The organism is Candidatus Clavichlamydia salmonicola, assembly GCF_015356765.1.
Lineage (GTDB): Bacteria > Chlamydiota > Chlamydiia > Chlamydiales > Chlamydiaceae > Clavichlamydia > Clavichlamydia salmonicola.
On sequence record NZ_WTCQ01000006.1, the window covers coordinates 28,934 to 47,139 of the forward strand.

The following is an 18,206-nucleotide window of genomic DNA, read 5'->3' on the forward strand; positions in this document are numbered from 1 at the left end:
ATAATGAGTTCTATTCAAAATAATACAAATAATAGTCCCCCTATAGCACACTCACATACTACTCGTCAGGAAGGAAGTGCGAATTTGACTAAAATAGCCTTCATTGCTACTCAACTAATAGCTGCTATATTAATTACAATAGTAGCGGTTTTAATTGGATGTAATCTTATAGGACTAGGAGTTGGGCTTACATTAGTAGGCATGGGGGTAGCAACTTTGGCTGCTGGAGCCATAGCTATTGCTGTAAAAAAAGTAAAAACAGCAATTGCACATAAAAAAGAACTTGCTCAGGAGCAAATGGTTCAAACTGCAAATAAACAACTAGATGAAACAATAAAGATTGTTGAAGAAAAATTAGCAACAACTACTCTTTTTAAAGAAAAATATATAACTATTAACAGCCTTTACACTAATCAACATGAAAAATTACAACAACAACAACAACAGTTATCAGATTTAAAAAATACCTTTGAAACTAGTATTAAAAAACTTACACGAGCAAAAGAAACATTATCAATAGAAATAGAAGAAGAACAATCTACTATTGAAAAGAACCGAAAACTTTTACAACCCCAGTTCATCGAATCAGAGTCTCTTCAATTACCTTTTGAAAAAAATTTACAGATATTAAAAGGCGATTTACAACAGGCTAAACTTCAAAGACTACAGCTAACTGATCAATTAAATGCAATAAAATATAACCTTGCTCAAAGATCTACAGCAAATCAATTAAAGCAAAAGATAAAAGAGTTTGATGAAAAAATTACCTTCTTGAATGAGCAAATTAAAATAACGCAAGATAAGTTAATTCAATTATCTAACAATAACCTAAAATTAGGTAAAGACAGTCTAAACCTTAATCGAGCAGAATCCTTTTTAGACACTAAAAAGAATGCTTTAAGTAAAATATTGGATGCTTTGAAAGCTGATTCAGAAATCTTAAAACAAATATTAACTGCTGAAAATTCTCTTAATGCTTCTGTTCAAGATTTAGAAAGATTTGCACCTCTTATTCAAGAGTTCAATCCTTTTACCTTTTTAACAACTATTGAAAAAGACCTTTATGAAAAATTAGAAAGTTTAAATAACAACCTCTCTTCCATAATTTTAACAGAAAATGATGCCTTAATTCTTCTAAAGAAAGAACCTCTTTCAACAAATTTAGATCAATTATCCTTAGATATTCATTATCAAATAAAATAATTTCAAATTAATTATTTTATTATACTACTCATATAACCATTCCATTACCACTTCCTGCACTTATTAATTCAGTGTTCAAAAAACAAAAACACTTATTCTCAAAAAAATATTAGCAATAAAATAAAACTTTTGCATAATTGAAACAAATTACTATAAATACATACAAAACAATAGTTTGCTTTTTATAGTTTTAGTAATTTTAAATGATATTCTCTTCCTTTTTTTTTATAAATCTTCATAGAAATTTTCATGAAGACCTCAATCTTTCACCATCTATCTTTCATTTACAAAATTTTTTTGATTTTGTTTTGTCTACTAATAAAAACATAATAAAAAAAATGAAAAACTTGTTAACAATTAACTGGTTAAAAAACATGAATAAAAAATTATTCTTTCAGAAGCTCTCTACGATAACATTAGCTAATATCACTGAGAAAGCTTCTGAAATAGAAGAGCCACAAACTTCAGCCCCTTGTCTTTCTATGAATGGATTACGCTTAACAAATATCATCTTTCCCAATCACAAGAATGACGCTATTAATCTTGAATTCCTCTGTACTAATTTAACACAAAAATGCGAGCTTGCTTATGCAGAAGGAGAAATAATTATAAGCAATATTAACAATAAAATTACTCACGTTTCTCCTGATTCCTTACAAGCCCTCTCAACTACTGGGGGAATTATGAAAGGAAATATTAATATGGGAACTACAAATACCTTTATTAATATACCCCTTCCTCAAAATCCTACTGATATTTTAAGTTTAGCGTACTTACGATCAGCATATGTTTCTTTAGAAGAAGGAAGTTCCTTCCTAGACTTTGAAGGAAAACGTAACATTACAGATCTAGCTGATCCACAAAATCCTCTTGATGCCATTAATTTTCGAACCTTACAACGATTTATAAAAAACCTAAACACTGATTCTTTAAAAGCCATATCTATTAAAGGTGGCATTGTAAAAGGAAAAATTACTTTAACAAATGGCTCTTCCATACGCGGACTAACATTACCTGTATGTAATGAAGATGCTATTTGTTTATTTTCTTTAAAACAAACAACATTTCCCCTTAATGGAGGAACTCTTTTTGGCCCTTTAACCCTAACAGAATCAGCCACCATTACAGGTTTAATCGAGCCACAAAATAATGGTGATATTATTTCTCTAGCTTCTCTTAAGAAAGCCATTAAAACAATTACAGCTAAAGATTTAAAAATTGTGCAACTCTCTGGAGGATCGCTTACAGGTGATATAAAAATTAAAAAAGTATCTGGTCTCATAGACCCTTCTAATCCAAGCGATATTGTTAATCTTAGTAGCTGTAAAAAAATCGTAGCTAGTAAGGTATTAAACACAGGAGATAGCCTAACAGGTAACTTAAATGCTCAATCACGCTATACTCTTCAAAATTTGCGCCCTGCTGTTTTTCCTTCTGACATACTTGATTTTACTTCATTACAGTCATTAAATTTTACCCTGCGCCAACTTCAATCAACAGCCATAGTTGCATCCGGTTTTATCATGCAAGGCAACATCAATATGAATATAAGAAAGACTCCTCCTTTTAATCGAATTATTAATTTAGCAGATCCAGTTGCACCTGACCAAGCGATTACACTTAGTTATCTTCGAAATAATTATCTTCCTTTTTCTGGAGGAATTATCTCTAATCCAATGAGCTTAAATAATTCCTTATTCGTTAATTCAGCTACATCATTTAATGATACTGTAATTATAGGTAAAAGCCTTTTATTTAATAGTCATGATCCTCGAGATAAAATAAATTTTATTTCAGATTTAGACCCTCACTACACCATTAAAGTCACAGGTCTCAAGGCTCCCATAACAACAACAAGCCCTGTAAACCTTGCATATTTAAAGGCTAATTTTCTAATGAAAACTGGGGGCATAATATCAGGAACAGTATCATGTTTGCGTGATTTAATTGTTTCTGCCCCAGCCCAATTAAATAATATATCTATTTCAGGTTCATTGATTAGTTTTTCTCGAGGAAAAAACAAACGCATGAATCTTAGCGGCCACACTCTTAACTGCGTGAATAACCTATCTCGAGCCTATGACATCATTAATCTTGAATCATTTTCTACTATTACTCAGCGTTATCTTTCCCAACAAGGTGGGCGCATGACTCAAGACCTAGATATGGGTGGTTATCATTTACCACACACCCCCCTTCCCATACAAAGCCATGATTGTCTTCCTTTACAATACCTAGAAACAAATAGTTATACCTTAGCCCTATTTATTAAAGATCCTTCTTTTAATAACTCATATTCGCTTTGGCAACATTCTTTATTATTACAATGGGACTGGATCGGAGTGGACTATAGAACCTCTTATAACGCTGCCTCTTTCTTTAAAATGGCTGACTTTTCTTCTTACAACGTAGATGGGAATACTGCAATGTTCTTAAAACAAGGATACCTCTATTCTATCTCAGTAGATATAAAACCAGCTTCCCCTATCTTATCGTCTCAACCATTAAACATTTCTGTCCACCATGGTAATATTTCTTCAATATTAAATATTTTTGAAACCCAATCTGAAGTTGATTATAAATTTGCAGTGTTATGGGCAGCGCAAAAAAACTCTAATTTATCAGAATTTAGTGATGCAGTAACAATGAGATTAACCCCTGAAAGACCCTCTATTCTTGTTTCTTCATTAAGCTGGTCTTTTATAGCATTAAGCACGCCTTTATAAAAGATGACTAAGATTATGAGTATGGAGTCTCATAATTTTCATAAATTAGGATATGAAAAATAAAAACATTTAAAAGATTAACTATATCTTTTAAATATACCCTGGAAAAAACATGAAAAAAAAATTTGTTTTAAAATCTTTTAAATTTATTCTTCCTATGACTTACGCTTCATCTGCAACATCTTCTGGACCACCCCCACAGCCATTTATACCGACTGTTTCATTTGGTCATATGCGACTAATAGATGTTGCAGATCCTATTTATCCACAAGACGCTGTTACTCTTAATTTTTTTGAAGTAGCTGTAAATAAAGCTACTGATTCATTACTTAACACATTATCAAGTGAAGTAAGTGCTATTTCTCAAAGACTTGATAATATTACCCCTCATGCTATTGATGCCCTGTCTTTGTATGGAGATGTTATGCTGGGTAATATTAATATGAATGGCATTGCTACTGTAACAGGGTTAACAAATCCAACTTCACCTGGTGACGCCGTTAGCTTTGCCTTTGCAGAAGCAAATTATTTACCTAAACAAGAGGGATTAAAAGACCTTGATATGGGTGGTAACAGAACAATTACTGGATTAGAAAATCCTGTAGAAGCTGGTGATGCTGTTAATTACCAAACATTAAAAGACTGTATAAGTAATATTTCTGCTGCTTCCTTAAACCTTCTTCCTATATCTGGTGGAACACTTTATGGAAATTTAAATATGAATTGCCTCTACACTATTACTGGCTTACCAAATCCTACTACACCTACAGATGCTGTAAGCCTTGGCTATCTTAATAGTTATTATCTTCCAATAACAGGCGGCACTCTTACAGGCAATATCAATTTGCAAGGCCTTTACACAGTCTCTGGGATACCTCAACCAACTAAAGATTCTGATGCTGTCAACCTTGCAACTTTAAAATCTACTATACGTATGGTTACTCCCTTATCCATACAAGCTCTTCCTCTATCAGGAGGGACTATGACAGGCAATTTAGATATGGGTGGCATAGCCACAATAACTGGGCTAGAAAATCCTATCCAACCAGATGAAGCTGTTAATCTTGGTACGCTCACATCTATGATCTCTCCTTTTCTTTCAAAAAACGGAGGCCTCTTATCTGGAAATTTAAATTTTAATTCTCAATATACTGTTACAGGAATCACTGATCCAATTCATCCAGGAGATGCTGTTAATTTTAGTACATTTAAAACAACAGAGACAGCTTGTAAAGAGCTCTCTTCTCAAATTTTCCCCATTACAGGTGGTACCATGTCAGGTCATATTAACATGGGAAAAATGGGATCTGCAAATGGCTATTCTATTATTGGACTTTCAGATCCTACAAGCAATTCAGAAGTAGTACCTCTATCTTATGTTCAAAGCTATTATCTTCCATTAACTGGGGGCTTTATTACAGGGTCTCTATCTTTATCTTCAAATTTATCTGTCTTAGGGAACTCTATTTTTGCTGGTCCTACTGAAATACGATCCTCCCTTTATTTTTCCTCAGTTAATAATAATGATTTTGTTGATTTTGGAGCTTTAGTAACTCCAACAGGAATTACTGGTGGTATTACTGTTACTGGATTAAAAAATCCCATTAACCCTTCTGATCCCGTAAACCTATCCTACTTAGACACTAATTACTTATCCTTAAATGGTGGCTCTATTAATGGTGATCTTCATATTAATGGTGATTTATTTGTACAAGGTAATACACTGTTTACAGGTGATGTTATATTACAAGGCCACGCAACATTTACAGCCAATAATGGCCCATTAGCTATTAATTTTGGTAATACTGATACAAATCATGGCGCGATATTAACTGGTATTGGATCACCAACCAACCTTTCTGATGCTATAAATCTTGCTTTTTTAAACAAAAGTCTTTCTTCTTACATTCCTCTATCAGGAGGAACATTAGAAGGCAACTTGGATATGAATAATCACCGAATTACTAATCTAGCTGACCCAGTGGAGTCCCATGACGCTGTAAATTTACATTATTTACAAACACAAGGCATTCTACAAGCTTATTTTATTAAACTTCCTAGCCAAGCAGATAGCTCTACATGGCTTCCTATGCAATTCTTATCATGGAAAAATTCTCAAGATACTTTTTTGCAATCTCAGCATGCTTCTTCATATTTTACCATTAACTCTGCAGATACCACTCAAATACTTCTTCCCAAAAAAGCTCTTTATTCTATTACTTCCAATATTTTACTTGAAGATGTCCCTACTACTATTGGAAGAATCAGTTTATATGGGAATAATACCTTTAGCCAAATACCTATAGCATCTATTAGTCCAGGAAGTATTTCCCATAACTACTCCCTGTCATCACATTGGATTGCAACTTCTGATACTTCTTCATCATCTGATTATATTTCTCTTCATCTTGATGGCTCTACCTCTGTTAATATCTCCTCTCACTATTGGGCATTTATGGCAACAAACATTCCGATGTAAATCCATTAATGTTCATTCACCTAACACTTTATATGCTCATGCTTAAGCATTATATCTCTGATTTCAGAAATAACTGCTTATAAAAGTCCTTATACTTTTTAAGCATAAGGATCTAATAAATCTACACATACACCTGCACGCTCATCATGTCATAACTTTTTAGTATGAGAGTTCTGCAGATCATGCATCTTAATCAGCTGTATATCTAAACTATTTATACAACTGTCATTTTGATGCTTATATACAATATAAGGAAAAATCATGACGAAACCTTTAGTAAAAAAAATTAACCTAAGAGAAGTAGCTTTTGGTCTTCTCATGGACTCTCAATTTATTAATTCCATACTACCCGGAAAAACCAATTTTCAACGATTTTTTGGATTTTCTTCTTCTCCTTTAAATCAACAAGAAGAAACTAACTCTTTAGGCACATTACCTTACACAATATCTTCAGAAGTTGAAGCTCCTGCTGCTTTAGATCTGGGCAATCCATCCGCACCTCTTGAAAATCCTATGATCACTCAACCTAATGTAATAGATACCAATACATTTGCATATCTAAGACATCATTTCCTTCCTATAAGTGGTGGATATCTAACAGGATCTATTGATCTTGGCAGTATAGGAAGAATTACCAGCTTAGCTAATCCCATAGATATAATGGATGCAGTGAATCTTCAAACCTTACAACGATCTCTCTCATTATTAACTGCTAATGATGTAGGCGCCATCAGTACTTCTGGGGGGAACATTAATGGTATTATCAATTTAAAAGGTATTTTAAAGATTAATGGCTCTTTAAATATGCAGGGATCCACTCTTTCTAACCTTCGAGATCCTATTACAGGAACAGACCCTGTTACCATGCAATATATGTATAGTAATGTATTACCTATATCAGGTGGAACAATGAGTGGTAGTATCATCATGAATGGCCAAGAAACCATTACTGGACTCCGAAGTCCTATATTTCCTACCGATGCTGTAAATTTAGCCTATTTACAAGAACAATTAACCAGTAAAAATCCTTTTTCATTAAATACTTTGCTCATTACAGGCGGAACCATGCAAGGAGATATATTCATGGATTCCTCCTATACACTTAAAAATCTTCCTGACCCTAAAGAAGGATCTCAACCTGTTACTTTACACTTTCTACAAAGAAATTATCTTTCACTTGAAGGTGGTAGCTTGAGACAATCTCTCTACATGGGAAATCAACGTATTTATGGTCTTTCTGACCCTATAGAAGAACAAGACGCTGTTAATCTTCGTACTGTTTCAAAAATGGTAACTTCCTATATGCAATCAGCTTTTGAGTCTTCTAATGATCCAGACCCCCTTAATGAAGAAGAAGATTCTAACAATCTTAAAATTTCAGGAGAGATGATTGTAGGAACCATTAACTTAAATAACTGTGGTACTTTAACAGGTATAATAGATCCTTCTAATGAATCTGATGTAGTTTCTCTAAAATATTTAGAAACCTGCTTATTTGGATTTTCAGAAACTTTAACAGAAGTTAAAACAAAATTAGAAAATAGCTTGAAAGAGGTTTCTCAATCTATAATTGATCTCTCCATTCAAGCCACTGCATCACAAGCAACCTTACATGAAGTTTTACAAAAACCATTAAATGAAATGCTGATCACATCTCCTTTAAATAATCTTACAATTTCATCTTCTTTAAATATGGATTTTCATCGAATCACAGGCCTTGCTTCTCCAGAAAATCCATTTGACGCAGTCAATCAACTATACCTAGAGTCAACACTTGCTAAAGCGTTTCCATCAAAAAATCAATTTCTTATGCTAACAGGAGGTTCTATGCTGGGATCTCTGAATATGGAATTACAAACACTTACAGGAATCCCTAATCCAGCATCTCCAACAGATGCTGTCAACTTAGGCTATCTGAATAGTAGAATTGCCTCTATGATAGATTCATTTACAGAAAGTAGCAGTGGTCTAGAGTCTTCCCCAAACAATGATATTTCTTTAGGTGCTGTGTCTACTGGCAGTGCTGTTATTGGTGGTCATCGTATTCGTGGACTGGGCAATCCTAAAGAAGCTGCTGATGCTGTTAATTTATTCACTTTAGATTCAAAAATATCTGCTTATCTTCCTTTAAAAGGTAGTATTATGGGCGGTCGGATTAATATGGGGAATTATTCTATTAAAGATCTTGCTGATCCAATAGATGACAAAGACGCTGTTAATCTTCAAACACTTACTTCCCAAATCAACACTATTACAAAAAAATTTATATCTAGTAATGGTGGTTCTATGTCTGGCCTTTTAAATATGGGGGCAACTGTATCAGAAGATACAGTAGTCAATGGATTTCGTCTTACAGGTATCCCCGTGCCTGTTTTTCCAACAGATGCTGTTAACCTCTTTCATCTTAATAATTCTCTTAACAATACTGTAAATAAAAATGGTGATCGCCTAAATGGCTCTTTAGATTTTCAAAATCTTGCTACTGTGACAGGGCTTGCAGACCCAGTAAAAGCAAGTGATGCTGTCAACTTAAGAGTCCTTCACTCTTTTGTCGATCCTATTAAAGAAAAATTTGTTGCATCTCTTCCTTTATCTGGTGGAGTCATGAAAGGTCCTATTGATATGGGAGGAGAAGTATCCAATTATGATGTTATTGGTGGATTTTCTTTAACTGGTCTAGCAACTCCAAAACAACCTGGAGATGCTGTTAATCTTCATTATATAGATACAATATTGCAATCGTACCTTTCTGTTTTAGGCGGTTCTATATTTGGATCTATTGACTTTGGCCGTAATGGAACAGTAACAGGACTCCGAAATCCAATAAACCCAACAGATGCCGTTAACCTCCAAACACTTAATAACTTAATGGGGCGTTACCAACCTAGTACTTCTGGAGACGCTTTTACAGACTACCTCCATATTGGTGGCGGGGTAATGAATGGGAACATTAATATGGCCTCATTTAGCATAACTGGCTTAGGAGATCCAATTGATCTAAGTGATGCAGTCAATCTTGAATACTTGATTCTTTCTCTTTCTGATCTTCTTCCTACAGCAGGAGGAAACCTCTCGGGCTCTATAATCTGTGATAGAGGTATTACTATTAAAAATGTAGCACACCCTATTGAAGATGGGGATGTCGTCAACTTATATACTCTTAATCAACGCCTATATGAACTAGAATCTTGCATTTCTCCTTTATGCTTTTCCCTATTCAATAAAAAAGGAATTATCTCTAATCCACTAAACATGAATAATTTTTCTATAACCAGCCTTGCTGATCCTTCTCGACCACAAGATGCAATGAATTTAAGAACTTTTGATAAAACCATTAATACTATTTATACTCAACTTGGTTCATTAGTTAAGCCCCTACCTATAGAAGGTGGTAGCTTAGCTGGAAGTCTTTCTATGTCAAATTTTTCTATTACAGATCTTCAAGATCCTAAAAATCAAAGAGATGCTGTTAATCTAAAGACATTAGATGAACGCATAAAAAATCTTGTTACCTGGATGGAATGTGTAATCATCCCATCAAATAAATCTGCAATTGCCCCTCTAGAAACATTTAATAAAAATTTATCTCTAAATTCTTTTAAAATTATAGATTTGGCAGATCCTGAAAATCTCTCTGATGCAGTCAACCTTAAAACACTTAAGTACTATATAGAAAATGCTTCTTTTAATAGCATTGCCCCTTCTATAGAATCATCTAACTTCATTGTAAAACATAACATATGCATGAACTCTTACCGTATAACAAGCCTTGGAAATGCTTCTAACCCAGAGGATGCTGTTAATCTTTTTATTTTAAATAAAAAAATTAATAGTGCCTTAGCTACTTATCAACCCACTATTACTCAACCCTTAAATATGAATCTTTTTTCTTTAACTGGAATAAAAGATCCACAAAACCCATTAGACGCAGTAAATCTTCAAACATTGCAATATTACCAATCAACATTAGCTACTAACTCCAGTTCACCAACCCAACTATCCAATCCAACAGTTAAAAGTGATCTTAATATGAGTAACTTTCGCATTACAGGATTGAGAGATCCTTACCTTCCAGATGATGCAGTTAATCTTCGTTTCCTACAATATATGATAGGAACATGTGCCTCTGGCTCTTCTGCTAATTCTAAGATAGTCATCACAGAACCTCTTAATATGAATTCTTTTGCTTTAACTGGGTTAAAAGATCCTATAGACCCCTTAGATGCTGTAAACTATCAAACATTACAAGCTGCCTTAAAAGAGACTCCTAGAACATTTTCATCACCATCTATCTTCTCTTTTGCAATAGATAAAGATATTTGCATGAATGCATTCAGGTTAACAGGTCTTGGAAACCCATCTCAACCAACAGATGCTGTAAATTTTCAAACACTACAATATTATGTAGCTTCTAATATGTCCCCTAATTCTTCTTCAACATTATCATCGTTAATCAATAGTGATGTTAATATGAATGCTTTTGCTCTTACAGGATTGAAAGATCCTTCTCGTCCTGATGATGCTGTTAATCTTCGTTATCTAGAAGCAGCTCTTCTTAAGGCAACAGGAACTGCATCATCCTTTACAAATAATATCATCAACAGTTCTATTGATATGAATTCCTTTAAAATTACAGGCTTACCAAATCCTACTGTGAGCAGCGATGCTGTTAATTTACAATATCTTAACAACAGACTACTTTCTCTTTCATGCGCTACTATAGGAGCTCTTTCTATATCCGGTGGAATAGTTAAAGGAAAATTAAATATGAATGGCAATGCCCTTACTGGCATTCCCAATCCTACTAATCCATCTGATGCTGTGCCTTTTGAACATTTACAACATTGTGGGTTTTTAGATGCTTTCATTTCAAGACCACATCATTACACACAAGCTTCTATTACTAATAATATGCTTAATTGGAAAAAAGAAGGAGATGTAATCTTTCAATCTTCTTTATCCTCTAACTATTTTCAACTCACTGGTAATAACAACAATACAATCTTATTACTAGCTCCTGGGTTGTATGAGATTAATGTTTCCTTAAAGCCGGATATGATAAAAATGCCTCTAGGACTAGGCTCCTTACAAATTACCCGTGATGGTACAACTTATGAAATTGGCTTCCTTGATGGCAATAGTCTTGCATGTGGGATACAAAGCTCTTGGGCTGTTCCTTCTTCATCGACTACACCTGATTCAGTCTCTTTAGTATTTGAAAATTCTCTTGACTCTGTTCCTTTATCTGGTTTGTATTGGACTATTAAAGTATTTAGATTACCCTCTTAATCCATCCCAGCATATTGAAAAAAGCCACCTTTTTAACATGAAAAAAGAGGGCTTTTTTTAATAAAAACTAAAATTATTTTTGAGCAATAGTTTCAGAAATTATGTCACTCATATCCTCAAGAGATTCTCCCGAATCAATAAAACGATATAATTTCATCAAAAAAAATGGTGTAATTAATGAACCTGTGGTTAATAAAATAATGGCTACTCCATAACCCCATTTTATAGAACCTGCATTGAAACAACATTTGAAAAAAGTAATCCCTATCATAGAAACAATGGAAGACCAGATCTTAATTAGAGCATCACCAGCTATCACAATTGCTCCCATAAGCTGAGGAGGGGTAATAGCTCCTCCAATTGTTGTACAACACACCTTTACAGAAAAAGATCCCAATCCCCATAAAATCATAGCGCCATATACTAATGGCATATAAAATGATGAACACATAAAGGTACATATAGCAATAAAACCACCTATAGCACTAACAAATATCAGAATTGGAAGAATCCGTGCTTTTTTATTAAAATGCATACCCAATAGACTGGCGATTACAAAAGAAAAAGACATGAGCAATTGTCCTCGACTCTGAATGATAGAAAATATCACATCATTTTTTTTACAAAAAAATGCAATCATCAATGGAAAAAGAGACATTGTAAGAACATATCCTGCCATATTTAACATACGGCATAAAGTAAAGACTCGGAGCTTTTGTATCCTCCATAATAATTTAAATTCACCAAACCATGAATTCAAAACAACTCGCTCTACCTCTTTATAGCCTTTCGTCATCTGTTTCACTGCATACCATGTAAAGAAAATTAATAAATACATACCTGCATTTAAGAGAAAAAACCCTGATGAACAACCTTTTTTAGAAACATATCCTGAAATTAATGGCGCTGATAAAGAAAAAAGATAAGTACATCCCTCTTTAAAAGAAAAAAAACCTACTCTTTTTTTAGGCTCTATTACTTGCATTAAAAACCGTACCAGATTAGGGAAATCTAATCCATGTGCTAAAAATACAGTCACCATAATGATGGTACCAAACAAATGCCCTGCTTTAGAAAAACATGCTAATAATGTTAATGCCATACATCCAATAATAGCGCATCCACGCCCTAAAACTGTTGTTTTAGATACTTGCAAAACACGTCTTCCAAAAAGACCTACAAGCCCCATAGACACATAATACATAACATAAATAGCTGAAGAACTTGTTCCACTAGAAGAAATTGCATAAAAATCTGCAGATAAAACAAGTATGCTAGACATAACAAAAGCTGTACACAACGCATTCATTCCAGCTAAAGCATAAGAAAAAAACAGTAATATTTTTGAAAAATCTTTTTTAATGATTAAGTTCCTTTAAAAATTTTATAATAATGAAATTTATGTGCGATGATTATATGACCACCTTCTTTTTACTTATATGATCTTAGCTGAATTTTCAAATTCTTTATCTAAAAGGATACATATAACCTCAAAAACTTCTGCGATAGAACTTTCAGAAGCAATCTCTTTCAATTCATTTCTTTTAGAAAAAAAATTTAATAATGGTTCTGTGTGCTCATGATAAACACGTAAACGAGTAAGAACAGTTTCTTCATTATCATCTATACGTGCAATAAGCTTTCCTGAACATTTAGGACAATATTCAATTTCATTATTTACAGATAATTGGGAAAAGGTTGCTTCACATTTTTCACATACAAGCCTAGTCATGATGCGTAAAACTAAAACACTATCTGAAACATCTAGGTTAATGACCTTATGAATCACTTTCCATTGATTAATTAAATTTACCCAGAAAACAGCTTGCGCTAAGTTTCTAGGAAAGCCATCTAGAATAAATCCTTTATCACAATCATGTTGACTCAATCGTTGAATCAAAAGATTACAAATAAGCTGATCAGATACTAATTCTCCTTTATTTGCTAAAGCAGCAGCTTCTAATCCTATTTTACTTCCTTGCCCTATTTCTTTACGTAAAAGAGCACCTATCGAAATATGTGGTAATCCATAATGATCTGCTATTAAAGCAGCTTGTGTCCCTTTTCCTGATCCTGGAGGCCCCATTAAAATCAAAATTTTTTTTAACAGCATATAATCTACCCCATTCTCTTTAACTTAAAAAAACAGAAGCATTCAGGACAAGAGAATTTTAATCATTATATTTCTTTTACTCCATAAACAACGTACTATGGAAATAGATAATTTTTTTTTATACAGATTTTTAAAATATAAAATATTAAAAAGAAAGACAACTCTTATGATTAACATACAATAAATAAGGGTTGATTAAAAAAAATAAATTAAACAAATGGGATGCATTCACTTTTTGCACGCCAAAGACCTGCTTTTGTTAAAAGCCCTGCATCATGTATTTGAAAACCAATAATACATAAAAAAGGGAAAATTAATAATCGAGCAAGTGCACATAACATAAAAACTCCTAATTGTTTAAAAGATTTTGTTACATTTAGCCCAATAAATTTACATCTAGATTTTCCACCACATAATAAATGTACGAATTTTCCAACACAATTAATTATTAATAATGCAATAGAAACGAGTAATGCAACCAATCCAATCACAGGACTTGCCACCACTCCTAGTACTAAATCACAAGCAAATACGCCAGCATTATGCTTATTTATACATTTTGATATCATATATTTCTCTATTAACAATTAAAGTAAATCGATAATTTTAAACTAACTCGTATTAAAAATCAATTTTTTTTAATGTATAAATAAAAACCCCTTCTTTTTTTGAAAGAAGGGGTTAAGCAAACGAAATTAATAAAAATGAAAACATTTCAATCTGAAATTTTTTCAAATAAATAGCAATGAGCTCCATAAAGAGGGCTCAATAAGTCATTAATGATCTGTACTGAAGTGTCAGCCACAATCACATCTGACGAATCTTTACGATACAATCCCTCATTAAAAGAAGTGTCTTCTTTTAATCTTTTTTTCATACCTATCAGAATATTTCCACTAAGAAATACTCCTGCAGTACTATCGAATTGTAAAATATGATTTCGCACCTTTGCTCCTAAAATTTTTAGAAAAATCCTAAGTGCAGTGGAAAAAATAGGAGTTTTAGTAGCACAACCTAATCGAACAACCTCTTCTATTGCTTTAGAAGATATAAAAAAATTAGACTCAAGATGCTTTGGAAGCTGATAATGCATTTTTTGATATAAAAATTTACAAATCAAAAGTAGTCCTGACTCAGAAAGTATATCATTATAGAAAACTGAAGCGCGCTCCTCCTTAACAAATTTTTGTAACAAATACTCCACATCATCTAAAGGAATAAAATCACAAAAACCTCCATTAGAATCAATAATAGTATCTGGATAAGCTAATACAGACTCTCCTATTTGACTTTCTTCTATTAATAAAAAAGAACGATTACCACCTTTTTTAAATTCACCTTTTTTTAAAACAAAAAACTGATTCTTGTGCAACAAATGTAATCCACAAGCTTGTGCAATTGTATCTTTGACAGTAATAATTGCTTCTAAATCTAGCTCTTCTTTTAATAACTGGATCTCTACTGGAGTAAAAATATTTACAGATCCCGAATAAGCTATACATGCATAATTTAAATCTATTTGTGGGTACAAAGACAAAAAAACTTTAATCACTACACTATAGTTTACATTACTCTGCTCTATTAAAATTTGATGAGCTAAAATATGCCCATACATATCAGCTAAAGCCAGAATTTGTTTATCTTTAGAAATATGTAACAATAAAACTGTCATAAATTACCAATTTAAATCTTTATTATTTATGTTTGTAAAAAAACATATTAAACATCAACTAAAAATTAATGTTATTATTTATATTGCTTCGAAAAATTATATGGCATAAATATTTTGCATAATCATTCAGCTTGCGATATTCATTGAATTAAAAAAAGCTTCAGAAAAATTCCTGAAGCTTATCTTTTTTTTTATTCTTTAATTATTATTTTCTTTAAATATTAATACACATAAAGAATCCAACTCATCCAATAAATGTTATTGCATGCATAAAGAACTGTTGTAGTATTATTAACTATTAAACTACCGCTTCCTTGATTCCAAAAGCATAAATATGTACCTCCACCTGCTACTATCTTTGCTGTACTATTAAACAGAACATTCCCACCTACAAGATAATCAGTATAAACACATGACTGACTTACATATGTACTAGATGCAGTTTTTCCAAGAAGATAAAGTGGATTAGTAGTACTTGTAGAATCATTATTGACACCTCCAGATGAATAACAACCTGTCACATTTTTTGCTGGACTAACGTAAAGATTCAAAGTCATTGAAAAAACACCTGACATTGCTGGATATAAAAATTTATTATTATTCGTGTATGTATATAGGTTACTGTAAGATGATAAACTAGTCCCTGAAGCAAGATACCCAAGCGTTGCTGGTACGTTCGTTCCTCCTGGATTAAAGATAAAACTTAAGTCATTTTGTCCATTCCAAGCAGAATAAATTCCATGAGTATAACCTGAATAATAATGCACCATCCCTCTAAGTAATGCTTGACTCATTAGATAGTTCCATGAACATGGCTCTGTATTTGTTGTTGCCAATGGAATATTTGTAATCTTGTTACTATTCATATTAATAGTACCAGAAACTGTTCCTCCAGACTTAAGTAAATACGACCCTATCGTTGTAGTAAGATAATTAAGATTTACTGCATCTTTTCCTACTGATGGATCATTTATTCCTGTTAGCTTCATTCCTCCTGAGGCTGTTCCTGATGATACTGTTCCTCCCAAGTCTATTGTATACGTTGACGCATTCGATGATGGAGCACTAACATTCCCTCCTAATGTAAGAGATCCTGATAATGTTGTTGCTGCTGAAACTGTTAACGCTCCTGTTACTGTCGTTGCTCCTGTTATTGCAGTAGTTCCTGTTACTGTTAGACCATCTGCTGATACAGTAGCTCCTCCTGCTGTTACTGTTAAACCACCCGCTGATATCGTCGTTGCATTTGCTAAGGTTGTTGTCCCTGTTACTGACAAGCCTCCTGATGAGATTGTTGCTCCTCCCGCAAAGGTTGCTGCTCCTGTATGCGATGATGTCCCTGACAATGTCGTTGCTGCTGAGACCGTTAAATCTCCTGTTATTGCAGTAGTTCCTGTTACTGTTAGACCATCTGCTGATATTGTCGCTCCTCCTGCTGTTACTGTTAACCCTCCTGAAATATTATTTAAATAATTGTAATTAATAACATCGCTTCCATATACTGGCCAACCAACATTTCTAATACGCTTTCCTTGCATATCCAGATCGCCACCTGTGACTCTTATCCCTGCTTCAAACGTTGCTTGTCCTGAAAATCTTGCTTCTTCTGCAAACGCCACTGATCCTGCTAAGACCTCTAGCCCTCCTTGAATATTAGTTAAAAAATTGAGATTAACAGCATCAGTTCCATATACTGGCCAAGGAACATTTATAATATGGTGATCTTGCATATCCAGATAGCCACCACTGATTTTTATCCCTCCTGAAAATGTTGCTGAGTCTGAAAACGTCGCTGCTCCTGTATGCGATGATGTTCCTGATAATGTAGTTCCTCCTGACACTGTTAAGTCTCCAGAAACTGTCCCTCCTGTATTAAGAAGACAAGATTCTGAAACAGTATTAGAGGATGTATTCAACACACTATTAAGATAATTAAGATTTACTGCATCAGAGCCTGACGATGGATCATTTAACCCTGTTAATTTCATTCCTCCTGAGGCTGTTCCTGATGATACTGTTCCTCCCAAGTCTATTGTATAAGTTGATGCATTTGATGATGGTGCACTAACATTCCCTCCTAATGTAAGAGATCCTGACAATGTCGTTGCTCCTGTTATGGATGTCGTACCTATTACTGTTAACCCCCCTGCTGATACAGTAGCTCCTCCATCAGTTACTGTTAATCCTCCTGCTGAAATTGTTGTAGCATTCGCTAAGGTTGTTGTTCCTGTTACTGACAAACCTCCTGATGAGATTGTCGCTCCTCCTGCAAACGTTGCCGCTCCTGTATGCGCTGAGGTTCCTGATAATGTCGTTGCTGCAGAGACTGTTAATGCTCCTGTTACTGTCGTTGCTCCTGTTATGGATGTCGTACCCGTTACTGTTAACCCTCCTGATGATATTGTTGTAGCATTCGCTAAGGTTGTTGTTCCTGTTACTGATAAGCCTCCTGATGATATTGTCGCTCCTCCTGCAAAAGTTGCCGCTCCTGTATGTGTTGATGTTCCTGATAATGTCGTTGCTCCTGTTATGGATGTTGTACCCGTTACTGTTAAACCACCTGCAGATATAGTAGCTCCTCCTGCTGTTACTGTTAATCCTCCTGCTGATATCGTTGTTGCATTTGCTAGCGTTGTCGTCCCTGTTACTGATAAGCCTCCTGATGAAATTGTTGCTCCTCCTGCAAAGGTTGCCGCTCCTGTATGCGCTGAGGTTCCTGATAAT

Annotated in this window: 9 protein-coding genes; 4 read left to right on the forward strand and 5 right to left on the reverse strand. The window is 33.8% G+C overall.

What is annotated here, in order from left to right:
* The first annotated feature begins 3 nt into the window (after positions 1–3).
* The 4 genes from CLAVI_RS04910 to CLAVI_RS04925 all read left to right on the forward strand — a co-directional run bounded on the left by CLAVI_RS04910 (position 4) and on the right by CLAVI_RS04925 (position 11,697).
* Complete coding sequence (locus CLAVI_RS04910) at positions 4–1,203, forward strand: coiled-coil domain-containing protein (RefSeq protein WP_194844483.1); 1,200 nt, start codon at positions 4–6, stop codon at positions 1,201–1,203.
* A gap of 338 nt (positions 1,204–1,541) precedes the next feature.
* Positions 1,542–3,929, forward strand: coding sequence for a hypothetical protein (locus CLAVI_RS04915; RefSeq protein WP_194844484.1), 2,388 nt, complete (start codon positions 1,542–1,544; stop codon positions 3,927–3,929).
* Between the two features lie 112 nt (positions 3,930–4,041).
* Positions 4,042–6,408: a hypothetical protein gene (locus CLAVI_RS04920; protein ID WP_194844485.1), complete on the forward strand. Its 2,367-nt coding sequence runs from the start codon at positions 4,042–4,044 to the stop codon at positions 6,406–6,408.
* Positions 6,409–6,669: 261 nt separating this feature from the next.
* Positions 6,670–11,697 carry a hypothetical protein gene (locus CLAVI_RS04925; RefSeq protein WP_194844486.1) on the forward strand — a complete coding sequence of 1,676 codons (5,028 nt, stop codon included), beginning with the start codon at positions 6,670–6,672 and terminating at the stop codon, positions 11,695–11,697.
* A gap of 73 nt (positions 11,698–11,770) precedes the next feature.
* Here CLAVI_RS04925 and CLAVI_RS04930 read toward each other — a convergent pair whose 3' ends face one another.
* The 5 genes from CLAVI_RS04930 to CLAVI_RS04950 form a co-directional block, all read right to left on the reverse strand.
* The gene (locus tag CLAVI_RS04930) at positions 11,771–13,063 is read right to left on the reverse strand and encodes an MFS transporter (RefSeq protein WP_323744736.1); all 1,293 of its coding nucleotides are present in this window, start codon (positions 13,061–13,063) and stop codon (positions 11,771–11,773) included.
* A gap of 69 nt (positions 13,064–13,132) precedes the next feature.
* The gene (locus CLAVI_RS04935; RefSeq protein WP_194844488.1) at positions 13,133–13,810 is read right to left on the reverse strand and encodes an adenylate kinase; all 678 of its coding nucleotides are present in this window, start codon (positions 13,808–13,810) and stop codon (positions 13,133–13,135) included.
* Between the two features lie 209 nt (positions 13,811–14,019).
* Positions 14,020–14,379, reverse strand: coding sequence for a hypothetical protein (locus CLAVI_RS04940; RefSeq protein ID WP_194844489.1), 360 nt, complete (start codon positions 14,377–14,379; stop codon positions 14,020–14,022).
* Between the two features lie 146 nt (positions 14,380–14,525).
* Complete coding sequence (locus tag CLAVI_RS04945; protein WP_194844490.1) at positions 14,526–15,482, reverse strand: glucokinase; 957 nt, start codon at positions 15,480–15,482, stop codon at positions 14,526–14,528.
* A 221-nt stretch (positions 15,483–15,703) separates the two neighbouring features.
* Positions 15,704–18,206 (reverse strand): beta strand repeat-containing protein (locus CLAVI_RS04950; RefSeq protein WP_407644618.1); only part of this gene is annotated, 2,503 nt, incomplete at its 5' end.

Excerpts from the sequence above, each read along its gene's own strand:
- CLAVI_RS04920 (WP_194844485.1), top strand. The coding sequence starts at position 4,042 with ATGAAAAAAAAATTTGTTTTAAAATCTTTTAAATTTATTCTTCCTATG.
- CLAVI_RS04915 (WP_194844484.1), top strand. The coding sequence starts at position 1,542 with ATGAAAAACTTGTTAACAATTAACTGGTTAAAAAACATGAATAAAAAA.
- CLAVI_RS04940 (WP_194844489.1), bottom strand. The coding sequence starts at position 14,379 with ATGATATCAAAATGTATAAATAAGCATAATGCTGGCGTATTTGCTTGT.
- CLAVI_RS04910 (WP_194844483.1), top strand. The coding sequence starts at position 4 with ATGAGTTCTATTCAAAATAATACAAATAATAGTCCCCCTATAGCACAC.
- CLAVI_RS04945 (WP_194844490.1), bottom strand. The coding sequence starts at position 15,482 with ATGACAGTTTTATTGTTACATATTTCTAAAGATAAACAAATTCTGGCT.
- CLAVI_RS04925 (WP_194844486.1), top strand. The coding sequence starts at position 6,670 with ATGACGAAACCTTTAGTAAAAAAAATTAACCTAAGAGAAGTAGCTTTT.
- CLAVI_RS04935 (WP_194844488.1), bottom strand. The coding sequence starts at position 13,810 with ATGCTGTTAAAAAAAATTTTGATTTTAATGGGGCCTCCAGGATCAGGA.